The organism is Caulobacter sp. FW305-C-30-S16 (genome assembly GCF_058783025.1).
Genome location: NZ_JBYSYH010000001.1, coordinates 97,976 through 118,509 on the forward strand (window position 1 = coordinate 97,976; position 20,534 = coordinate 118,509).

The 20,534-nt window shown below is 68.6% G+C and carries 20 protein-coding genes and 1 pseudogene; 13 read left to right on the plus strand and 8 right to left on the minus strand.

Features of this window, described 5'->3' with window-relative positions; translation table 11 throughout:
• Nucleotides 1-27: 27 nt before the first annotated feature.
• Nucleotides 28-1,770 carry a ubiquitin-activating E1 FCCH domain-containing protein gene (locus AC3WJT_RS00455; protein WP_492341094.1) on the minus strand — a complete coding sequence of 581 codons (1,743 nt, stop codon included), beginning with the start codon at nucleotides 1,768-1,770 and terminating at the stop codon, nucleotides 28-30.
• 178 nt (nucleotides 1,771-1,948) lie between these two features.
• Nucleotides 1,949-3,304, minus strand: a complete 1,356-nt coding sequence (locus AC3WJT_RS00460) for a pilus assembly protein TadG-related protein (RefSeq protein WP_492341095.1) — start codon at nucleotides 3,302-3,304, stop codon at nucleotides 1,949-1,951.
• A gap of 147 nt (nucleotides 3,305-3,451) precedes the next feature.
• Between AC3WJT_RS00460 and AC3WJT_RS00465 the strand changes: the two genes are divergently transcribed.
• Both AC3WJT_RS00465 and AC3WJT_RS00470 read left to right on the plus strand, forming a co-directional pair.
• Nucleotides 3,452-4,504, plus strand: coding sequence for a helix-turn-helix domain-containing protein (locus AC3WJT_RS00465; RefSeq protein ID WP_492341096.1), 1,053 nt, complete (start codon nucleotides 3,452-3,454; stop codon nucleotides 4,502-4,504).
• Nucleotides 4,505-4,594: 90 nt separating this feature from the next.
• Nucleotides 4,595-5,398, plus strand: coding sequence for a sterol desaturase family protein (locus AC3WJT_RS00470; RefSeq protein ID WP_492341097.1), 804 nt, complete (start codon nucleotides 4,595-4,597; stop codon nucleotides 5,396-5,398).
• A 57-nt stretch (nucleotides 5,399-5,455) separates the two neighbouring features.
• On the opposite strand, the gene AC3WJT_RS00475 is transcribed toward AC3WJT_RS00470, so the two are convergent.
• Both AC3WJT_RS00475 and mtgA read right to left on the minus strand, forming a co-directional pair.
• Nucleotides 5,456-7,297, minus strand: a complete 1,842-nt coding sequence (locus AC3WJT_RS00475; protein WP_492341098.1) for a M2 family metallopeptidase — start codon at nucleotides 7,295-7,297, stop codon at nucleotides 5,456-5,458.
• A gap of 325 nt (nucleotides 7,298-7,622) precedes the next feature.
• Nucleotides 7,623-8,276, minus strand: a pseudogene (gene mtgA / locus AC3WJT_RS00480) (monofunctional biosynthetic peptidoglycan transglycosylase); the annotation flags it as partial.
• Between the two features lie 248 nt (nucleotides 8,277-8,524).
• On the opposite strand from mtgA, the gene AC3WJT_RS00485 reads away from it, so the two are divergent.
• The gene (locus AC3WJT_RS00485; protein ID WP_492341099.1) at nucleotides 8,525-9,187 is read left to right on the plus strand and encodes a nitroreductase; all 663 of its coding nucleotides are present in this window, start codon (nucleotides 8,525-8,527) and stop codon (nucleotides 9,185-9,187) included.
• 36 nt (nucleotides 9,188-9,223) lie between these two features.
• On the opposite strand, the gene AC3WJT_RS00490 is transcribed toward AC3WJT_RS00485, so the two are convergent.
• On the minus strand, nucleotides 9,224-10,219 hold the full coding sequence (locus tag AC3WJT_RS00490) for a WD40 repeat domain-containing protein (RefSeq protein ID WP_492341100.1): 996 nt from the start codon (nucleotides 10,217-10,219) through the stop codon (nucleotides 9,224-9,226).
• Nucleotides 10,220-10,373: 154 nt separating this feature from the next.
• Between AC3WJT_RS00490 and AC3WJT_RS00495 the strand changes: the two genes are divergently transcribed.
• Complete coding sequence (locus AC3WJT_RS00495; RefSeq protein ID WP_492341101.1) at nucleotides 10,374-10,826, plus strand: biopolymer transporter ExbD; 453 nt, start codon at nucleotides 10,374-10,376, stop codon at nucleotides 10,824-10,826.
• Nucleotides 10,827-11,058: 232 nt separating this feature from the next.
• On the opposite strand, the gene AC3WJT_RS00500 is transcribed toward AC3WJT_RS00495, so the two are convergent.
• Nucleotides 11,059-12,135: a CobW family GTP-binding protein gene (locus AC3WJT_RS00500; RefSeq protein WP_492341102.1), complete on the minus strand. Its 1,077-nt coding sequence runs from the start codon at nucleotides 12,133-12,135 to the stop codon at nucleotides 11,059-11,061.
• A gap of 19 nt (nucleotides 12,136-12,154) precedes the next feature.
• A complete protein-coding gene (locus tag AC3WJT_RS00505; protein ID WP_492341103.1) occupies nucleotides 12,155-12,805 on the minus strand; it encodes a hypothetical protein in 651 nt (216 codons plus the stop codon).
• A gap of 218 nt (nucleotides 12,806-13,023) precedes the next feature.
• Between AC3WJT_RS00505 and rplU the strand changes: the two genes are divergently transcribed.
• From rplU to AC3WJT_RS00520, 3 genes are all read left to right on the plus strand, one after another.
• Nucleotides 13,024-13,653 (plus strand): 50S ribosomal protein L21, encoded by a 630-nt coding sequence (gene rplU / locus AC3WJT_RS00510; RefSeq protein WP_492341104.1) that lies wholly within the window; start codon nucleotides 13,024-13,026, stop codon nucleotides 13,651-13,653.
• Nucleotides 13,654-13,686: 33 nt separating this feature from the next.
• A complete protein-coding gene (gene rpmA, locus AC3WJT_RS00515) occupies nucleotides 13,687-13,962 on the plus strand; it encodes a 50S ribosomal protein L27 (RefSeq protein WP_492341105.1) in 276 nt (91 codons plus the stop codon).
• Nucleotides 13,963-14,094: 132 nt separating this feature from the next.
• A complete protein-coding gene (locus tag AC3WJT_RS00520; RefSeq protein ID WP_492341106.1) occupies nucleotides 14,095-14,628 on the plus strand; it encodes a GNAT family N-acetyltransferase in 534 nt (177 codons plus the stop codon).
• Nucleotides 14,629-14,638: 10 nt separating this feature from the next.
• Here AC3WJT_RS00520 and AC3WJT_RS00525 read toward each other — a convergent pair whose 3' ends face one another.
• On the minus strand, nucleotides 14,639-15,271 hold the full coding sequence (locus tag AC3WJT_RS00525) for a DsbA family protein (RefSeq protein ID WP_492341107.1): 633 nt from the start codon (nucleotides 15,269-15,271) through the stop codon (nucleotides 14,639-14,641).
• A 116-nt stretch (nucleotides 15,272-15,387) separates the two neighbouring features.
• Between AC3WJT_RS00525 and obgE the strand changes: the two genes are divergently transcribed.
• The 6 genes from obgE to rsfS all read left to right on the plus strand — a co-directional run bounded on the left by obgE (nucleotide 15,388) and on the right by rsfS (nucleotide 20,497).
• A complete protein-coding gene (obgE, locus tag AC3WJT_RS00530) occupies nucleotides 15,388-16,452 on the plus strand; it encodes a GTPase ObgE (protein ID WP_492341108.1) in 1,065 nt (354 codons plus the stop codon).
• Nucleotides 16,453-16,462: 10 nt separating this feature from the next.
• Nucleotides 16,463-16,912 carry a hypothetical protein gene (locus AC3WJT_RS00535; RefSeq protein ID WP_492341109.1) on the plus strand — a complete coding sequence of 150 codons (450 nt, stop codon included), beginning with the start codon at nucleotides 16,463-16,465 and terminating at the stop codon, nucleotides 16,910-16,912.
• Nucleotides 16,912-18,054 (plus strand): glutamate 5-kinase, encoded by a 1,143-nt coding sequence (proB, locus tag AC3WJT_RS00540; protein ID WP_492341110.1) that lies wholly within the window; start codon nucleotides 16,912-16,914, stop codon nucleotides 18,052-18,054. The genes AC3WJT_RS00535 and proB overlap by 1 nt, the downstream gene beginning before the upstream one ends.
• Before the next feature lie 32 nt (nucleotides 18,055-18,086).
• Nucleotides 18,087-19,361, plus strand: a complete 1,275-nt coding sequence (locus tag AC3WJT_RS00545) for a glutamate-5-semialdehyde dehydrogenase (RefSeq protein WP_492341111.1) — start codon at nucleotides 18,087-18,089, stop codon at nucleotides 19,359-19,361.
• Nucleotides 19,327-20,004: a nicotinate-nucleotide adenylyltransferase gene (locus tag AC3WJT_RS00550; RefSeq protein WP_492341112.1), complete on the plus strand. Its 678-nt coding sequence runs from the start codon at nucleotides 19,327-19,329 to the stop codon at nucleotides 20,002-20,004. Before AC3WJT_RS00545 ends, AC3WJT_RS00550 begins: the two co-directional genes overlap by 35 nt.
• 79 nt (nucleotides 20,005-20,083) lie before the next feature.
• A complete protein-coding gene (gene rsfS / locus AC3WJT_RS00555) occupies nucleotides 20,084-20,497 on the plus strand; it encodes a ribosome silencing factor (RefSeq protein WP_492342346.1) in 414 nt (137 codons plus the stop codon).
• Nucleotides 20,498-20,534: the final 37 nt, after the last annotated feature.

Consider the following 20,534-nt stretch of genomic DNA (forward strand, 5'->3'; position numbering starts at 1 on the left):
GCCCGTTTCCGGACGAGGCCCGCCGGTCTAGCGGGACAACCGCAGCTTGGTGATGTCGCGACCGATGGCCGCGAAGGCGTCCTTCAGCAGCGATCCGCTCGACGGCAGGTAAACGTGGTCGGCGTCCGTCGCGCAGGCCTTGATGAAGGCCTCCGCCGTCGATCCGCTGCCGACCTGGAAGCCGACGGTATAGATCACGACGCCTTTGGCCTTGGCCGCCGTACAGATCGCCTGCGCCTGGGTCGTCGGATCACCGTTGGTGGCGTTGCAGTTGATCTGCTTGTCGTCGCTGCCGTTGGAATCCTTGCTCAGCACGTTGTTGCAGTACGCGGTGTTGAAATCACCGTCGGTCATGAAGATCAGAACCTTCAGCACGTCGGTCGCGGTGTAGGCGGCCGGCTGGCTGGCGCTCGCCCACAGCGAGGCGAAGTTCGGCGACAGCATGTACCAGCCCCAGGCCGCCCCGATCTGACCGGCGGTCGCACCGCCGTCATCAAGGTCGGTGATCGCCGCCTTCAGCGCGGTCTTGTCAGTCGAGAGGGGGAAGATGGTCGCCGCCGGACAACCGGTTCCGCCGGGCGTGTACATCTTGCCCACAGGAGAGCCGCCCGGCGCGGTGTCCAGATAGGCGTCTGTGCCGATGCGCTCGGTCGCGCAGGTGGTGATCTCGAACTGCCGGACGTCGCCGTTGTTGTCCGTCAGCTGGTAATATTTGCAGCCGGCGACAAGGCACCAGACCGAGCCCCCCGAGCTGTAGGTCCCGTAGCTGGCGCCGTTCACACCGGACAGCGAGAAGGTGTTGGTCGTCTTGTTGGCGACCGTGAAGGCGGTGTCGTTCAGCTGGGTCATGCCGCCGACGCCGGTGAAATAGACCTTGTCGCCGTTGTTGAAGCCGTGCCCGTTCGCGGTGATCACGATGCCGCAGTCCGACACCTGACACTTCCGGATGGTCCCGCCCGAGCTGTAGCTGCTGTAGCTGGAGCCGTTCACGCCCTGCAGCTGGAAGGTATTGGTCTGGCGTCCCGTGACGACGAAGGCCCGGTTGTTCAGCTGGGTCATGCCGTTGACGCCGCTGATCCAGACAACGTCGCCATTGTTGAAGCCGTGGGCGTTGGACGTCACCCGAACAGGGTTGTTCCTGTTGATCGCCGTGATGTTCTTGCTGCTTCCGGTCATCCAGGAGGCGCCGGTCACCGACTTGGCCGCGGCGATCGCGCCACGCCCGCTTGCGGCATAGCTGCCCAGATTGACGCCGACCTCGAAGGGCACCAGGGCCGCCTTGGAATAGAAGGGCGTCTGGACGTCAGACACGACCAGATCGATCAGGTCCTTGGCGGCGGTCTTCAGGTCCGTCAGCTTCTGACCCCTCATCGACCCGGTGATGTCGAGCACGATCGACACTTCGAGGTTTGTCGAGGACCGGGCCACCTCCGACTCCGCGCCGATGGTCATGTTGCCCTGAAGCCAGAGGTTGGCGATGACGGGAACCACGGAAGCCGTCGCCGTGCCGGTCACCTTGGTGCCGACGATCTTGAAGCTGGAGCTGGTGATGGTGGCGTCGCTGACGCCCGAGAGCTGCGCGACCAGGGCCGGCGCGCCGATCGCCTGCATCTGGCCGTCGGTGGTGGAGGTCGACCGGGCGGCCATCAGGGTCGCCGCATCGAGCGCGTCCTGCAGTTGGCGCTTCTCGACGCTGGCGCGGCTGACATCGATCAGGCCGAAGGCCAGCACAGCGGTCGGCAGGGCCATGACCGCAAACCAGATGGCCACGGCGCCGCGCTCGCTGCGGAAGCGCCGGAGAAAACGCCCGATGGGCGCGAGGAGCCAGCTGGCGGGCCGTTTCGAGGCACGGTTCATGGATTATCACCCCTTGAGCCGGCGATCATCGCGCATGAGGGTAAGAAAACCCCCAACAGCCGTGGTGAATCCGGCGTTACGATGCGCGGCCCTACCGGGATATCCGCAGCCGGGAGATGTCCTCCCCGATAGCCCTGAACGCGGTCTTCAGCGCCGCGCCGGTGGACGGCAAGTAGACATGCTCGGCGTCCGTGGCGCACTCGCGCATGATGTCCTGCGCATCCTCATCGGCCGCCACATCGAAGCCCACGGTGTAGATGATGACGCCCTGCGCCTTCATGTTCGTACAGAGCGCCTGGGCCTGGGCGAAGGCGCCGCCGTTCGGCGCGTTGCAGTTGATGTGATCGGCCGATGACCCGCTGCCGGACCCGGAGTCCTTGCTGATCACGCCCTTGCAGTAGGTGGTGTTGAAGGCGCCGTCGGTCATCAGGACCACGACCTTGAGCAGCTTGTCGGTTCCGTAGGCCGCCGGCTGGCTGGCGGTCGGCCAGAGCGAGGCGAAGTTGGGCGACACCAGATACCAGCCCCAGGCGAGGCCCAGATGCCCGGCGGTCGAGCCGGCGGCGGTCAGGCCGTCGATCTGGCTCTTCAACGCCGCCCGGTCGGTGGACAGGGGTGTGATGGTGCTGGTCAGGCAACCGTTCGCGCTGCTGGAATAGTTGCGCCCCAGCAGGCTGGAACCCGGCCCGGCGTCGGTGAAGGCGTCCGACCCGGTCCGCTCGGTGGCGCAGGTGCTGATGGCGAAGGTTTTCAGGTTTCCCTGGGCGTTGGTGAACTTGTAGCTGGCGCAGCCCGGCGTCGTGCAGGTCCCGCTGCTGTAGGTCCCGCGGATGCTGGCGGCGTAGGTCCCGACGTTCACGGCGGCCGAGTAGGGCGCCAGCGCCAGCTTTGTGTAGTAGGGCGTCTGCTGGTCCTGAACGACGAGGTCGATCAGGTCCTTGGCCGCGGCCTTGAGGTCGATGATCTTCTGGCCGGACATCGAGCCGGTGACATCGAGGGCGAGCGCCACCTCGACGTTGTTGGAAGACCGCGTGACCTCGGACTCCGCGCCGATGGTCATGTCGCCGTCCATCCACAGGTTCGCGACCGTCGTGGCCATTGAGGCCTGGGCCGTGGCGATGACCTTCGATCCCTCCAGACGAAAGGTCGAGTTGCCGAGGGTCGCCTTCGACGCCGCGAGATTGGCGACCAGGACCTTGTCGCCGACCAGCTTGAGACCGGCGTCAGTGGTCTCCGTGGATCGGGCGGCGGCGAGCGCGGCGGAATCGAGCGCGTCCTGCAGCCGCTGTTTCTCACCGGACGCCCGGCTGACGTCGAGCGCGCCGAAGACCATCACGGCCATCGGAACGATCGCGACGGCGAACTGGATCGCCACCGCGCCGTCATCACGGCGCCAGCCGTCCAGAAGGCGGCGCGCCAGAACCAGAATTTTCAGACCCGTCTTCATCGCCCTGCCCCGACAGAATTGCGATCAACGGGCAATGATGGCGTCATCGCGGTAAATGCTTGGGCCACCAGGCAGGGTGAAAGTCGGGAAACCACGTTGGCGCCGGCCGCGACGCGTGGAACTCTTGCCGGCGTCGGCGAGGACCCCATGCCTGTTATCGAAATCCTGTTGCGCGGCATCGCCGTCGGCGCGGTGCTCGCGACGGGCCTCGGCCTGCTGCGCAGCGGACGTGTCGGCGCGGCGCGCTGGGCCGGCGCCGTCTTCTGCCTGTCGGTCGCCGCCTTCAGCCTGAACTCGGGAGGCGCGGCCACCCAGGCCCTGGTCTGGCTGAACATGCCGATCTGGCTTCTGTCGAGCGCCGGGACGGCCTGGTTCTGGCTGTTCGCGGTGACCCTGTTCGAGGACCGCGCCGCCACCTGGGAGCGCCTGGCCCCGATTGTCCTGATGATGGCCGTCGCCACGGTCGGCGCGATCCTGCCGCGCCCCGCCGCCAGCGGCGTCTGGATCGTGCACAACCTGCTCGAGGTGGCGCTGGTGCTGCATGTCGTGCGGATCGTCTGGCGCAGTTGGGGCGGCGACCTGGTCGAGGCGCGCCGGTCGCTGCGCGGGCCGTTCATGGTCGTGGTGGCGCTCTACTGCATCATCCTGTCCGGGTTCGAGATCGCCGACGCGCTCGGCGTCCGCCCGGCCTGGGGTCCCATGCTCCAGGCCGCCAGTCTGGCCGCCATCACCCTGCTGGGCGCCGCTACGTTCCTGCAGGGGAGGCCGGACATCTTCGTGAGCCCCGCCCGTCCGGTGGACGCGACCGGGGACGGCGTCGCCCCGCAGGACAGGCCGGCCCTCGCCCGGCTGCAGGCGATCATGGCCGGGAACGATCTCTGGCGCCGCGAAGGCCTGACCATCGGCCAGCTGGCCGGCGAGGTGGGGATCCCCGAGCACCGGTTGCGGCGGCTGATCAACGGCGGGCTGGGATTCCGCAACTTCTCCGACTTTCTCAACGCCCGCCGGATCGAGGCGGCGAAGGCGGCCCTGGCGTCGCCCGACGACACCCGGGCCTCGATCTCCGCCCTCGCCTTCGACCTGGGTTATGCCTCGCTCGGTCCCTTCAATCGCGCCTTCAAGGACGCCACCGGCCTGACGCCGTCAGCCTGGCGGATCCAGGCGCTGGCCCGGTCGTCAAATCCGGAAAAGACCGGCTGATTCCGGAATCCCCCGGAATCGGGAGGACGAGGGAAGCCCCGGTTCCCCGACGCCGTCAGGGTTGGCCATCGCCCCCTGACGGAGACAGCCATGGACCCCATCGCTACGCAGATCCTGCACCTCGGCCGCCACTGGCTGACCGGGTTTCAGGTCGACCTCACCCGCTACATCATCGCCGCGCCGCTGACCTGGCTGGTCCTGTGCGTGGCCCTCGCGCCGGCCCTGCGCCGCTGGAAGATCCGGCCCGACACGCCGCCGGCCCGTCAGCTGGTCATCGAGCTGCTCTGTTCGGTCCGGTCCGTTGCGGTGTTCTCGACCGTGACGCTGGCGACTCTGGGCCTCCAGAAGGCGGGCCTGATGTGGGGCGCGGCCTGGCGCAACGACGGCGGGCCGGTCTGGATCGTCGCGGGCCTGATCCTGACCATCGTCGCCCACGACGCCTATTTCTACTGGTCGCACCGCCTGATGCATCACCCACGGCTGTTCCGCGCCTTCCACCGGCGCCATCACCGCTCGAACAATCCCACACCCTTCACGGCCTACAGTTTCGACATCGCCGAGGCCGCGGTCATGGCCAGCTTCTCGGTGATCTGGCTGCTGCTGGTTCCCGTGCCGTGGATCGCGTTCGGCCTGTTCATGCTGCACCAGATCGCGCGCAACGTGATCGGTCACTCCGGCTACGAACTGTTTCCCGCCCGGCGCGACGGCAGGCCGATGTTCGACTGGATGACGACGGTCACCCACCACGACCTGCACCACGCCCAGGCCGGCTGGAACTACGGCCTGTACTTCACCTGGTGGGACCGGTGGATGGGCACCGAGCACCCGGAATACCACGCCCGGTTCGCGGCGGTCGCCCGCCCCCGCGCCACCGCGCTGGCGGCGGCGGAATAGAAAAAGGGGAGGCGGATCGCTCCGCCTCCCCTCGTTCCGTTCAGGACGCGAGCGGACCTACCAGCCGCACTTCTCACCCTTGTTCTGCTTCACCAGCCAGATGTTCAGCGGCTTGAAGTAGTCGGCCACCGCACTGGCGTCGGTGCGGGTCTCCCCGGTGAAGGCCTCCAGCGCTTCGGGCCACGGACGCGAGGCGCCCATCTCCATCATCGCGTTGAACTTCGCGCCGACTTCCTTGTTGCCGTAGGTCGAGCAGCGATGCAGCGGCCCGGTCCAGCCGGCCTGCTTGCAGGCCGCCCGCTGGAACTGGAACTGGTAGACGTGGGCCAGGAAGTAGCGCGTGTACGGCACATTGCCCGGCACGTGATACTTCGCTCCCGGATCGAAGGCGTCGGTCGGGCGTGTCGCGGGCGGCGTGATGCCCTGGTACTTGGTCCGCAGCGCCCACCAGCCGTCATTGTACTGCGCCGGGGTCAGCTGGCCGGAGAACACCTCCCAGCGCCAGCGGTCGACCATCAGGCCGAACGGCATGAAGGCGATCTTGTCGAGCGCCATCTTCAGCAGGAAGGGAATGTCGCCGTCCGGACCCGGCGCGTCCTTCAGCAGGCCGATCTGCTGCAGGTAGGTCGGGGTCAGGGCCGACAGGCCGATGAAGTCGCCGATCGCCTCGTGGAAGCCGTCGTTCGCGCCACCCTTGAAGATGTAGGGCTGGGCCTTGTAGGCGCGCTGGTAGTAGTTGTGACCCAGTTCGTGGTGGACCGTGTAGAAGTCCTCGCCGTTGACCTTGGTGCACATCTTGATGCGGATGTCGTCGGCGTCGTCCAGGTCCCAGGCCGAGGCGTGACAGACGACTTCGCGGTCGCGCGGGCGGGTGATCTGCGAGCGGGTCCAGAAGGTCTCCGGCAGCGGCGCCAGGCCCATCGAGACGTAGAAGGCCTCGCCGGTCTTGACCATCTTCACCGGGTCATAGCCGGCGTTCACCAGCAGTTCGTCGAGGTTGTAGGACGGGGTCGTGCTCTTGGGCGCGACGATCGGATAGATGTTGCCCCACTGCTGGGCCCACATGTTGCCGAGCAGATCCGCGCGGATCGGGCCGGTGCGCGGCTGGACCGCGTCGCCGTACTTCTCGTTCAGCCGCGCGCGCACGTAGCAGTGCAGGTTCTTGTAGAACGGCTCCAGTTGCTTCCACAGCCGGTCGGTCTCGGCGGCGAAGGCGTCGGGATCCATGTCGTAGCCCGAGCGCCAGAGGGCGCCGGTGTCCTTGTAGCCGAGCGCGGCCGAGCCCTCGTTGGAGAGGGCCACCAGCCGCGCGTAGTCGGGAACCATCACCGGCGAGATCGAGTGCCAGCCTTCCCAGACGGCTTTCAGCTCCTCGGGATCGGTGCTCGAGGCGAGGATGTCCTCGGCGTCGTTCAGCGTCAGGGTCTTGCCCTTGTAGGTGAACTTGCCGGTCGAATAGGTCGAGTCCAGACGCGAGGCGATGGTCGCCATCTCGTCGGCCGCGCCCGGACGCTGCGGCGCCGGCGCGACCAGGGCGCGCTTGAGGATATCGAGCTTGCGGCGGGTGACGGGGTCGACGTCGACCTTGTCGTACTGCGCCGCCTGGATAGCCAGGCGGGTGGCGAGGTCGGTGATCTCCGACCCGGCCTTGGCCTCCAGCCACTGGGTGTCCTCGGTGATGTAGGTCGCGCGGACCCACGAGGCCCGGTTCACGTACTGCGACAGGGCGGCCAGGTCGGCCTCGGCCTTGGCGATGAAGGCCTGGGCGTCGGCGGCGGTGGGAACGGCGGGGGTCGGCGCGGCGGCGGGCGCCTGGGCCTGGGCCACGGCGGCGACGCCGCCGATCCCGGCCACGATCGCCAGAGCCGCGCCGGCGGCCAGAAGTTTGGTCTTCAACATGGGACGCATCCTCACAGGGGAATTTATTGCGCGGCATGGGAAGGGCGAGCGCGGGTTCCGTCAAGCGGTTCGCTGTGTCCGGATCAATCCCGCACCCGCTCACCCCGGAGAAGGCCGGTATGAGCGGAAATCAATCGGTGGACTTGAACTCCGGCTCCGCCGGCGCGGGATCACTAACAGGCGCAGGCTCCACCGGAACGGGTTCGGGGACAGGCACCGGCGGCAACGGATCGCTCCTGCGCTCCGGCGCGGGCTGCCGGGCTGCGGGCTTGCGCTCCGGCGCGGGTTCCGCCCGCTCCGCCCGGGTCGCGGGACGCAGACTCCCGACGCAGGCCGACAGGCCATCGCTGCGCACCGTGCCGGCGGCGGCCCCGATGCGGCGCGAGCGTCTGGCGACATATTTGCCCGGGTTGACGGCCTTGTACTTGAGCGGATTGGGCAGGATGGCCACCAGGCGCGCCGCCTGGGCCCGCGTCAGCTTGTCGGCGCTGACGCCGAAGTAGCGCCGCGCGGCCGCCTCGGCGCCATAGGTCCCGGAGCCCATTTCGGCGACGTTGAGATAGACCTCCATGATCCGCCGCTTGCCCCAGAGCGTCTCGATCAGGACCGTGTAATAGGCCTCCAGGCCCTTGCGCAGGTACGACCGCTGCGGCCACAGGAAGACGTTCTTGGCCGTCTGCTGGCTGATCGTCGAACCGCCGCGGATCTTGCCGGGCCGCCGCTTGTTCGACGCCGCGGCCTTCTGGATCGCCTCGAAATCGAAGCCGTTATGGGCGCAGAACTTGGCGTCCTCCGAGGCGATCGCCGCCTGCACCAGCGCGGGCGACATGCGCTTGAGGGGACGCCAGCGGTAGTCGAGTCCCTTGCCCTCGAACAGGCGCTGGACCATCAGGATGGTCACCGGCGGGGGCACGAACCGGTACAGCAGCGTCACGCCGACCGGCAGCACGACGGTCAGAATGAAGCCCCAGATGAACACGGCGCGCACCAGCCGACCGAAACCGCCGGGTCGCCGGGAGGCTCCCGGTGGAGGCGCAGGCGCGACCTGGGGCGCAGGCGCGACGACGGTCGGCGAGTCGGGCCCGGCCGCCTCGTCCTCCCTGGACGGGATGTATTCCTGCGGTTCTTCCGGCGGTTCCGGGCTCAATCCGGCCTCCCCTTGCCTTGACGCGGCGGAGGGATGCTAGCCACTGACATCGCATCTGTCGCTGGCCGAAAGCATCCGCCATGAACGTCTCCGAAGCCGTTGATCGTCGCGTCTCCGTCCGCGCCTATCTGGACAGGCCGGTCGCCGGCGAGCTCGTCCGCGAGCTGCTGCTGGCCGCCCAGCGCGCGCCGTCCGGCGGCAACCTCCAGCCGTGGCGGGTTCACGCCCTGACCGGCGCGCCGCTGGAGGGGCTGAAGGCGAAGGTCGCCGCCAACCTCGCCGGCGAGACCCCCGAGTACGACGTCTATCCGCCTGACCTTTGGGACCCCTTCCGCACCCGCCGCTTCCAGTGCGGCGAGGACCTCTACGCAACGATCGGCATCCCGCGCGAGGACAAGCCGGCGCGGCTGCAGCAGCTGTTCAAGAACACCCAGCTGTTCGGCGCGCCGGTCGGCCTGTTCTTCAGCCTCGACCGAAAGCTGGGCCCGCCCCAGTGGTCGGACGTCGGCATGTACATGCAGACCCTGATGCTGCTGGCGACCGAACGCGGCCTGGCCACCTGCGCCCAGGAGTTCTGGGCCCGCTACCCGAAGACGGTCGCCGAACACCTCGCCCTGCCCGACGACCACATGCTTTTCTCCGGCATGGCGCTGGGCTGGCCCGACGAGAGCGCGCCGATCAACACCCTGCGGACAAGGCGGGACCCTTTCGAGGTCTGGGCGGAGATGCGGGGGTTTGAGTAGCTTGCCTTCCTCCCCCGCGAGCGGGGAGGCTTGCGACTAGGACAGCCCAGTCTCCACCATCCCGGCGCCGCCGTGCTCATCGCCCCATGCGACGCGGGAGCCGTCGAGGCTGATGGCCAGGGCGCTGATGGCCGCGCCCTTCTCGGCCTTCAGATGTTCGATCTTGCCGCTCTTCAGGTCGGCGGCCCAGACGCGGCCGTCGTCGAGGCCGGCGGCGAGGACCGAGGCGTTCGGCGTGCCCGCGACCCGCACGACCATGGCCGACTGGTCATAACCGATCTCGGCGGCGTCCTTGCCCATCGGGCCTGTCGCGCCGGCGAACGGCCAGACCACCGCGCCGTTCGAGCCGGACGTCGCCATCATCAGCCCGTTCGACAGGAAACTCATGCTCTTCACCTTCGCCGGGTAGCCGCCCATGCGCAGGTTCTTGTCGTCGGCGACCTTCCAGCCGTGCAGCTGGTTCTCCTGCATGGCGCTCATCAGGAACCGGCCATCCGGGCTCCAGGCGACCAGCACATGGCTGCCGGCCCACTTGAGGATCTGCGGCTTCTGGTCGGCGATGCGCGCATACCAGAGCGCCGCGCCGTTGTAGGTCGCCACGGCCAGCCGCCGGCCCTTCGGGTCGAACGCCACGTCGGCGGCGGACTTCTCGTGGGTGAACACACGGCTGAAGGTCGGGTCCTTCGAATCGAGCACGTGCAGCTCGCGGCCGGCGGTGAAGGCGATCAGGCCCGATTCGGCGCTGGCGGCGACCGAGTCGATCCAGCGGCCCTTCACCGCTCCGACCAGATCTGCGGCGATCTCGCCCCCCTCCAGCCGGGTCCAGACCACCCGGCCGTCGTCCCCGCCGGTCAGGATGCCCATGCCGGAGGGATGGACGCAGGCGGACAACACCGCCCCCTGGTGGGCCTCGACGGTGACGAACCCGTCCCCCGTCACGGCGCGCACGGTTCCATCGCCCAGAGCGAACAATGTTCGTCCGGAACGGTCGAAAAGCGCGGCGGTCACATAGGCGTCGAAATCGAAAGTCATGGTGGCGCGTTTATAACGCAGGCTTGGCCTTGCCCAGCGGCCGTTCGTTTTCGCCTGCCAAGCGAGACAGGCTTTACAAGCGGCTGCAGTCGCGTAATGGGTTTGACGAATGACAGCGGGCGGCACGCGTTTGCCCGCGCAAGGGAGTGTCGGAATGGCGGCGAAACTGGGTGGGGGCGGCGGCTCCAAGTACGATCTGGGTCAGAACAGCGAGATCAACGTCACGCCGTTCGTCGACATCATGCTCGTGCTGCTGATCATCTTCATGGTCGCCGCGCCGATGGCGACCGTCTCGATCGCGCTCGACCTTCCGCCGGCGGTTCCGCCCAAGGCTGACGATCCCAAGCCCAAAAAGCCCGTCTTCATCTCGATCCAGAAGACCGGCGCGATCTTCGTCGGTGAAGCGGTTCAATCCAGCCTGCAAAACCTGCCGGCCGACATTCCCGTCGCGATGCAGAAGGAAGGCGTCACCGCCAACTTCACCGAAGAGCGCGTGTTCGTGCGCGCCGACGCCGACGTGATGTACGAGCAGTTCATGGCCGTGCTGAACGTCCTGCAGGCGAACGGCTACTTCAAGATCGGCCTGATCAACGAAGACATCGAATAGGTCGGCCTTACAGCCAGACATGCGAAAGGCCGGTGGAAACACCGGCCTTTTTCTTTGGCGCGAACATTCCTCCCCTTGCAGGGGGGAGGGGGACCATGCGGAGCATGGTGGAGGGGGCTGCGCAGTACGCTCCGGAATGACCGGAATTCAGGATGAGGCCGCTCGCATTGGCGCCGGCCCCTCCACCAGCCTCCGGCTGGTCCCCCTCCCCGCTACGCGGAGAGGAAGGAGTTCAGGCCACGCACCCCTCGAACCCGGCCTTCAGCATCGCCTCGTCGAGGTCGCGGCCGATGAACACCATCCGGCTGTAGCGTGGCTCGCCGTCCTTCCAGTCGCGCTGGAAGTCGCCCTCGAGGATCATGTGCACGGCCTGGAACACCAGGCGGCGGCTTTCGCCCTTCACGTCGAGGATGCCCTTGGCGCGCAGGATGTCGGGCCCCTTGTCCTGCAACAGCTGGTTCAGCCAGTTGGTCACCTTGATGCCGTCGAGCGGCTTTTCGAACGTCAGCGACACGCCGCGAATGCCGGCCTCGGCCACGTGATCATGGGCGGCGTGGTCGTGGTGGCCGTGATCATGATCGTGGTGATGATGGTCGTGTCCGTGGTCATGGTCGCAGTGTTCGTCATGCACATGACCCGCCTCGCCGTGCGCCGGATTGAGGAACTCCGGCTCCAGCTCGGTGATGCGGTCCAGGTCGAACCCGCCGCGGCCGAGAATCGCGTCCAGCGGCACGGCCGAGCGCTGTGTGTGATGGATCGGGGCCAGCGGATTGATCCGGCGAATCTGCGCCTCGACGGCCTTCAGCTGCGCCGGCGTCACAAGGTCGGTCTTGTTCAGCAGGATCTGGTCGGCGAAGGCGATCTGCTCGACCGCCTCGCGGCTGTCCGCCAGCCGCAGCGGCAGGTGCAGGGCGTCGACCACGGTCGTCACCGAGTCCAGCTTCGTGCGGGCGCGAACGTCGTCGTCGACGAAGAAGGTCTGGGCCACCGGGCCGGGATCGGCCAGGCCCGTGGTCTCGACGATGATCGCGTCGAACCCGCCCTTGCGCTTCATCAGGCCCGAGACCACCCGGATCAGGTCGCCGCGCACCGTGCAGCAGACGCAGCCGTTGTTCATCTCGAACACTTCCTCGTCGGCGCCGACGACCAGGTCGTTGTCGATGCCGATCTCGCCGAACTCGTTGACGATCACGGCGTAACGCTTGCCGTGGTCCTCGGTGAGAATGCGGTTGAGCAGGGTGGTCTTGCCGGCGCCGAGGTAGCCGGTGAGCACGGTGACGGGGATGCGGGCGGGAGAAGCGTCGGTCATGACCCGCTAGATAGGCGGCTCAGGGCGTGAAAACCACCACCACGATGGCCAGTGTCACCAGAACCGCCCCGAGGATCGCCGATTCGTAGCGGGCCAGCCGGTCCATGCGGAAATGCGCCATCCCGGCCCAGGTCAGGGTGATCAGGGCGACCATCCCGGCGAAGGTGCCGGCCAGGAACACCAGGCTGAGCAGGACCAGCCCCGGCCAGCCGTGCGTATCCCCTGTAAGATAGAAAGAGAGCAGCACCTCGCCCGGCGACAGGGCCAGCGCCCCGACGACGCCCCACCAGGCGGCGCGGTCGTCGACGCGTGGCGGCGTGGCGAGCGCGGACTCGTCCAGCCCCGCCAGCGCCACGCGGCGCTGGAAGGCGCGCGTCAGGTAATAGAGTCCGAAGCCCAGCAGCAGGGCCGCGGCGGCATAGTGCAGCACGCCCTGGATCCACTGCTCGACGAAACGGCCGGCGGTGAGGATCAGCACGCCGACGATGGAGGTCGTCAGGATATGGCCCACGGCGGCCGCGCCGGCCGCCGTCAGCACGCGCCGCAGCGGCCAGCCCTGGGCCCGGCCGACCAGCACGAACGGAAGCCAGTGCGTGGGGATGGCCACATGCACAAGGGCCACGCCGAAACCGGCCGCCGCGAAGGACAGGAAGAAGGGCGAAATCACCATCGTGCCTATAGCCTGTTACAAAGTAACACGCCAGAGCGTTTGCCCGGTCCGGGCGGCCGGCGGCCGTCAATCGTCATGAACGGGCCTGCGATCACGCTTTGCGAGGCCTCGCGGCGTTGACTCAGAAGTCGCCGGCTGTATAAGACCGCTCCCTCGCCCGCGGGACACCTCGCGGGCGCGATCTATTTTGCGAACTCAAGATTTTCAAGGCGAACACCATGTACGCGGTGATCAAAACCGGCGGCAAGCAATACCGGGTCCAGGCAGGCGATCTGCTCGTGGTCGAAAAGCTGGCCGGTGAACCCGGCGCGGACGTCGCCTTTGGCGATGTGCTGCTGGTCGGCGATGGCGACGCGGTCACGATCGGCGCCCCGCTGGTCGACGGCGCGACCGTCAACGCGACCCTGATCGAGACCCGCAAGGGCGACAAGGTGAAGATCTTCAAGAAGATCCGCCGTCAGGGCTATCGCCGCACGAAGGGCCACCGCCAGCACGAGACCGTGCTGCGCGTGACGTCCGTCGCCGCCGCCGGCAAGACCGACAAGTGGGACGGCGAAGTCAGCCTGACCACCAAGCGCGAGCTTGACGCCCGCGCCCGCGGCCTGGCCTTCCAGCCGCTCGGCGGCGCGACCCCCAAGGCGGAAAAGGCGGCTCCGGCCGCCAAGGCCGCCCCGGCGAAGAAGGCTGCTCCGGCCCCCAAGGCGGCTGACGCCGCCCCGGTCGAAGCCAAGGCCGCCGCGCCGAAGAAAGCCGCTGCTCCGAAGGCCGCCAAGGCCGACGGCGACGCCGCCCCCGCCAAGAAGGCCGCTGCCAAGAAGCCGGCCGCCAAGAAGGACGGCGACGCCTAAGCGGCGGCGCCTCCAGAGAGACAGGAGAGCACAATGGCTCACAAGAAATCAGGCGGCTCCTCGAGCAACGGCCGCGACTCCGCCGGCCGCCGTCTCGGCGTGAAGAAGTACGGCGGCGAGAAGGTCCTCGCCGGCAACATCATCATTCGTCAGCGCGGCACCAAGTTCTGGCCGGGCACGAACGTGGGCATCGGCAAGGACCACACCCTCTTCGCGCTCGTACACGGCGCGGTGAAGTTTGTGACCAAGCGCAACAATCGCACCTACGCGACGGTCGTTCCGGCCGAGGTCGCCCAGGCCGCCGAATAGGCGACCCGACCTTCTCCGGATCGCCCGATACAGGCGATCCGGACATGCAATTCCTCAAGCGGGGAGTCCGGACGCCGGGCTCCCCGCTTTTGCATGTTCAGGCCCTCGCAGAAGGGCCGGGAGGACCACCCCATGTGCGTGATCGAGACCACGCCCCGGATCGAGACCAGACGGCTGACCTTGCGGTCGCCCGGCCCGCAGGACGCCGCGCGTCTGGCCGAGCTCTGCAACGACCCTGACATCGCGCGGATGACCGCGACCATGCCCTCGCCCTATCGGCGCGAGGACGCCGAGGCCTTCATCGCGCGGTGCCTGGCCGCGAACCCGCGCGAGCACGCGCCGTTCCTCATCGATCTGGACGATGTCGGCGTGGTCGGCGGCCTGGGCTTCCATTCCAAGGGGAAAGGTCCCGTCGAGGTCGGCTACTGGATCGGCGCGCCGTTCCGCGGTCGCGGCATCGCCAGCGAGGCGCTGGTCGGCGCCATGGCCTGGGCCGGGCGGGACTGGCGGCGGCGGGTGATCGCGGCGGGCCACTTCTCGGACAACCCGGCCTCGGGCGTGGTCCTCTGCCGCGCGGGGTTCCTCTACACGGGCGATGTGGTCATGCAGACCTCACTGGGCCGCCCGGCCCCCTCGCCGTCCCGCCGGATGATCTGGCTGGCCTGACCGCCGGGTCCTACTTCCGCTTCTTCGCCGCGGCGATGGCGGCTTCGAGGGTGGCCAGGTCGATCTCCTTGCCCAGCGGCGGCTCGACCCGCACGCCGTTGACGTCGAACGTCGGGGTTCCGGCAACCTTGTCGACCTCGTCGGCGCGCGTGACGCGGGCCTTCAGCGCCTCGAACGCCGCCTCGTCGCTGACGCAGGCCTCATAGGCCGCCGCGTCGATGCCCAGCGTCGCCGCCTCGCGCCGCAGGATGTCGTGAACCCCGCGGACCGTGCCACCCCGGTACATCTCGGCCTGGGTGGCGAAGACCCGGCTGATCACATCGAAATAGCGGTCCTTGCCGGCGCAGCGGGCCAGCATGGTCGCGGGCACGGCAATCTCGGCCGGTGCGGTGATGAACTCGCGATAGACGAACTGCACCTTGCCGGTGTCGATGTATTTCTTCCGGAACGCCGGGAAGACGGTGTTGTGGAACTGCGCGCAGTGCGGGCAGCTGAGCGAGGCGTATTCCACCACCACGATCTTCGCCTTCGCATTGCCCAGCGTCATGTCGTCGGCGCGTACAACGGGCCGCGCCGCCATCGAGGCCGCCGGCAGCAGCAAAAGGGCTGTCAGCCCGACAATCAGTCGAAGCACGGTGCGCATCCGGTCCTTCCCCAGGGTCTCAATTGGGCTGGTATGCAGCGATCCTGGCATCATTGCGACCGTCCGGGCGGCGCCGCGCCCTTTTCGCAAGGCCCGCCTTGGCCCATAAGGGCGCGATGAAGTTTCTCGACCAGTGCAAGATCTACATCCGTTCCGGCGACGGCGGCGGCGGAGCCGTGTCGTTCCGGCGCGAGAAGTATATCGAATACGGCGGACCGGACGGCGGCGACGGCGGACGCGGCGGCGACGTGTGGATCGAGGCCGTCGAAGGGCTGAACACCCTGATCGACTTTCGCTACCAGCAGCACTTCAAGGCCGGCACCGGCATCCACGGCATGGGCCGCAACCGGCACGGCGCGGCCGGCGAGGACATCGTGCTCAAGGTTCCGGTCGGGACCCAGGTGCTCGAGGACGACAAGGAAACCCTGGTCGCCGACCTCGACCTCCCCGGCAAGCGCGTCCTGCTGGCCAAGGGCGGCAACGGCGGCTGGGGCAACGACCGTTTCAAGGGCCCGGTGAACCAGGCGCCCAAACACGCCAACCCGGGCCTGCCCGGCGAGGAACGCTGGCTGTGGATGCGGCTCAAGCTGATCGCCGACGCGGGACTGGTGGGCCTGCCCAACGCCGGCAAGTCGACCTTCCTGGCCGCGGTCAGCGCCGCCAAGCCGAAGATCGCCGACTACCCCTTCACCACCCTCGTGCCGAACCTTGGAATCGTCGACCTGTCGTCCGAAGAACGGTTCGTCATCGCCGACATCCCCGGCCTGATCGAGGGCGCGTCGGAAGGCGCGGGCCTGGGCGTGCGGTTCCTCGGCCACGTTGAGCGGGCCGGCGCGCTGATCCATCTGGTCGACGCGACCCAGGACGACGTGGTCGAGGCCTGGCGCACGGTTCGCGGCGAACTGGAGGCCTATGGCGAAGGCCTGGCCGACCGGCCCGAGATCCTGGCGTTGAACAAGGTCGACGCGCTCGACGCGGATGAGCGCAAGGCCAAGGCCAAGGCGCTCAGGAAGGCCGCCGGCGTTGCGCCGCATCTGATCTCCGGCGTGTCCGGCGAGGGCGTGCAGGATGTGCTGCGGACCGTTTTCCGGGCCGTGAAGCATCACCGGGCGGGCGAAGCCGAGGCCGCCGCCGCGTTGGTCGATGCGCCGGCCGCGAGCTCCGGCTGGTCGCCGGTCTAGGAACACCCGCATGCTCAGTCCATTGATCGCCGTCCTGATGCTGATGTTCGCGGAAACCCCTGTCGCGGCAGCGCCTGCGGCCCCGCCGCCCGCCGCGACGGCGCCCGCTGCGACCACCCCGCCGGCGGCCGCCCCGGTCAATCCGGTCACCGCCGAGATCAACGCCCTGATCGAGCCCTACCGCGGCAAGTCGGGCGACCGGCTGCGCGGCAAACTCGGCCTCTCGGCCGGGACGCGAAAGGCCAGCGATGGCGAGGTCGTGTTCTGGCTGATCAGCGTCCAGCAGGAGATGAGTTGCGGCGTGGATCCGGCCAGTGGCGCGATGCGCTGCCTGCGCGCGGAGCCCCTGCAGTGCCGCATCGCCATGGCGTTCGACACCGCCGGCATCGTCAAGGCCTGGGCCGTGACCGGAGCGCCGGAGATCTGCCGTGGCTTCATCGACCTTCTGAAGGCGCCCTGATGACGGGTTCGTCGTCGGAACTGACGACAGCTCGCCGGGTCGTGATCAAGGTCGGATCGGCCCTGGTCGTCGAAGCCGACACCGGCCTTCCCGCGCGCGCCTGGCTGGCGGCCTTCGCCGCCGACGCGGCCCGACTGCGCGCGCGGGGCCAGCAACTGCTCGTGGTCTCTTCCGGCGCCGTGGCGCTGGGCCGTCGCCGGCTCGGGCTCAAACGCAAGGCCCTGACCCTGCCGGAAAAGCAGGCCGCCGCCGCAGCGGGGCAGTCCCTGCTGATGCGGGCCTGGGAGGAAGCGTTCGAACCGCACGGCCAGGCCGTCGCCCAGGTGCTGCTGACCCGCGACGACACCGAGGTTCGCCGCCGCTGGCTCAACGCCCGCGCGACGGTCGACACCCTGCTGGACCTCAACGTCGTGCCGGTGGTCAACGAGAACGACACCGTGGTCACCGAGGAGATCCGCTACGGCGACAACGACCGGCTGGCGGCGCGCGTGGCGCAGATGATCGGCGCCGATGTGCTGGTTCTGCTGTCCGACATAGACGGCCTCTACACCGCCGACCCGCGCAGCAATCCGTCCGCGACGCGGCTGGAGCGGGTCAACGAGATCACGCCCGAAATCGAGGCCATGGCGGGCGGCGCCAATGCGGGTTCGGGCGTCGGAACGGGCGGCATGGCGACGAAGCTGGCCGCCGCCCGTATCGCCCGCGCCGCCGGTTGCGCGACCATCATCACCCTGGGCAGCCGTCCTGACCCGCTGCAGGCGGTCGAGGATGGCGCGGCGGCGACGATCTTCGAGGCCGGGGTCAGTTCCGCCGCGGCCTACAAGAGCTGGATCGCCGGATCCCTGGCCCCGGCCGGGACCCTGACGGTCGACGCCGGCGCCGCGACCGCCCTGCGCGGCGGCAAGAGCCTGCTGGCGGCCGGTGTCACGACCGTCGAGGGCCGGTTCGGCAAAGGCGACGCCGTGCTCGTGCGCGGGCCGGACGGCGAGATCGGCCGCGGCCTCGCCCGTTACGACGCCGCGGACGCGCGGAAAATCGCCGGATTGCGCTCGGACGCCATCGAGGCGGCGCTGGGCTTCACGGCCGGCCCGCTGATCCACGCCGATGACCTGGCGCTGGTCGGGTCGCCGGAAAGCCGCTAAGGCTCAGTCTGAGCAAAACAGGGCTTTGATCCGTGGACGACGCGGGGGCATCACTGCAGGCGACGATGCTGGCGACCGGACGGGCCGCCCGTGAGGGCGCGCGCGCCCTGCGCCTGTCGACGCCGCAGCAACGCTCCACGGCCATTCTCGCCGCCGCCGACGCGATCCGCGACAGCGCCGCGACCATCCTCGCCGCCAATGCCGCTGACTTCGCCGCGGCGAAGGCCGCCGGCCTGTCGGCGCCGATGCTCGACCGGATGATGCTGGACGAGGCCCGCCTCGCGGCTGTCGCCGACGCCGTCGGGCAGATCGCCGCCATCCCCGATCCGCTCGGGGCGGAGATCGCCCGCTGGACCCGGCCCAACGGCCTGGACATCGCCCGCGTCCGCACGCCGATCGGCGTGATCGCGATCATCTATGAGAGCCGTCCGAACGTGACCGCCGACGCCGCGGCCCTGTGCATCCGCTCGGGCAACGCGGCGATCCTGCGCGGCGGCTCCGAATGCCTGCGCAGCAACCTCGCCCTGCATGCGGCGATGGTGAAGGGCCTCTTGAAGGCCGGCCTGCCCGCCAGTTGCATCCAGCAGGTCCGCACCACCGACCGCGCAGCCGTCGGCGCGATCCTGTCGGGCCTCGACCGGCACATCGACCTGATCATCCCGCGCGGCGGCAAGAGCCTGGTCGCCCGGGTGCAGGCCGAAGCGCGGGCGCCGGTGCTCGGCCATCTCGAAGGGCTCTGCCACGTCTTCGTCCACGCGGGCGCGGACATCGCCAAGGCGCGCGACATCGTCGTCAACGCCAAGCTGCGCCGCGTCTCGGTCTGCGGCTCGGCCGAAACCCTGCTGATCGACCGCGCGGCGGCCGACCGGCTGCTGCCCCCGATCGCCGACGCCCTGATCCGCGAACGCTGCGAGATGCGCGGCGACGCCGCCGCCCGGGCCATCGAGCCGACGATGAAACAGGCCTCCAGCGACGACTGGACCACCGAACACCTGGCGGCGATCCTCAACGTGGCCGTGGTCGATGGCGTCGAGGGCGCCGCCGCCCATATCGCCGCCTACGGCTCGGGCCATACCGACGCCATCGTCACCGAGGATCCCGAGGCCGCCGAGCGGTTCATCGCCCTGGTCGATTCCGCCATCGTGCTGGTCAACGCCTCGACCCAGTTCGCCGACGGCGGCGAGTTCGGCTTCGGCGCCGAGATCGGCATCGCCACTGACAAACTTCACGCCCGCGGTCCGGTCGGGGCCGAGCAACTGACAACGTACAAGTATGTGGTTCGCGGGACCGGCCAGACTCGTCCCTGAGGCCGGGAGGCCCCGCACCCTGCGCCTTGGCTTCGACCTGAAGCCGGGCATGCGGGTGGGACTCTATGGCGGCTCGTTCAATCCCGTGCATGACGGCCATGTCCACGTCGCCGAGACAGCGCTGAAGAACCTGCGTCTGGACCGCGTCGTCTGGCTGGTCTCGCCGCAGAACCCATTGAAATCACGACAGGACACCGCGCCGCTGGCCGAGCGCATGGCCGGTGTGCGCGCCCGCGCCGGCGGCCCGGCGATGATCGTCTCCGATGCCGAGACCCGGATCGGGTCGCAGTTCACGATCGATACGGTGCGGGTGCTCAAGGCGCGCTTTCCCGGCGTGCATTTCGTCTGGATCATGGGCGCCGACAGCCTGGCCGGCTTCCACCGCTGGCGCGGCTGGACCCAGATCATGCGCGAACTGCCGGTGGCCATCGTGTCGAGGCCCTGGGCGGCGCTCAAGGCGCGCACCTCGCCGGCGGCGAAGCGGTTCGCCCACGCCCGTCGTCCGGCGCGCGAAGGCCCGCTTCTGGCGACGATGACGGCCCCGGCCTGGGTCTATCTGCGCGGCCCGTTCAACTTCGCCAGTTCCACGGCCATACGTGACCGCCAACGCGGGACTCCCGATACCCATACTCCCGGGACATAGCGGGACACTGATTCGCTGACGTTCGGGCCAGGACGTGCTATGGGGTGCCGCTTGGCGAGGCGAATAGAGGAGCATTCCGCTGAATCGCGAGTTGGCGCCCGAGGCGCACGAGGTCCTTTCGGGGACTTCATCCGACGAACCCCGACCCAGTTTCGGTTCGCTCGAAGACCTGATTTTGAGCCGTCTTGATGACGACAAGGCGGAAGAGATCGTTCACATCGATCTGCGGGGCAAGAGCCCCATGGCTGACTCCATGATCGTGGCGTCCGGCCGGTCGCACCGCCATGTCGGCGCGCTGGCCGACCATGTCATGCGCGCGCTCAAGGAAGCCGGGCACGGCAAGGCGCGGGTCGAGGGCCTGCCGCACTGCGACTGGGTTCTGATCGACGCGGGCGATGTCGTCGTCCACCTGTTCCGCCCCGAGGTGCGCAGCTTCTACAACATCGAGAAGATCTGGGCGGTCGACTCGCCGCACATCACGCCGGCGAACTAGCCTTCCTCCGAGTGTCCCCGCGCAAGCGGGGATCCAG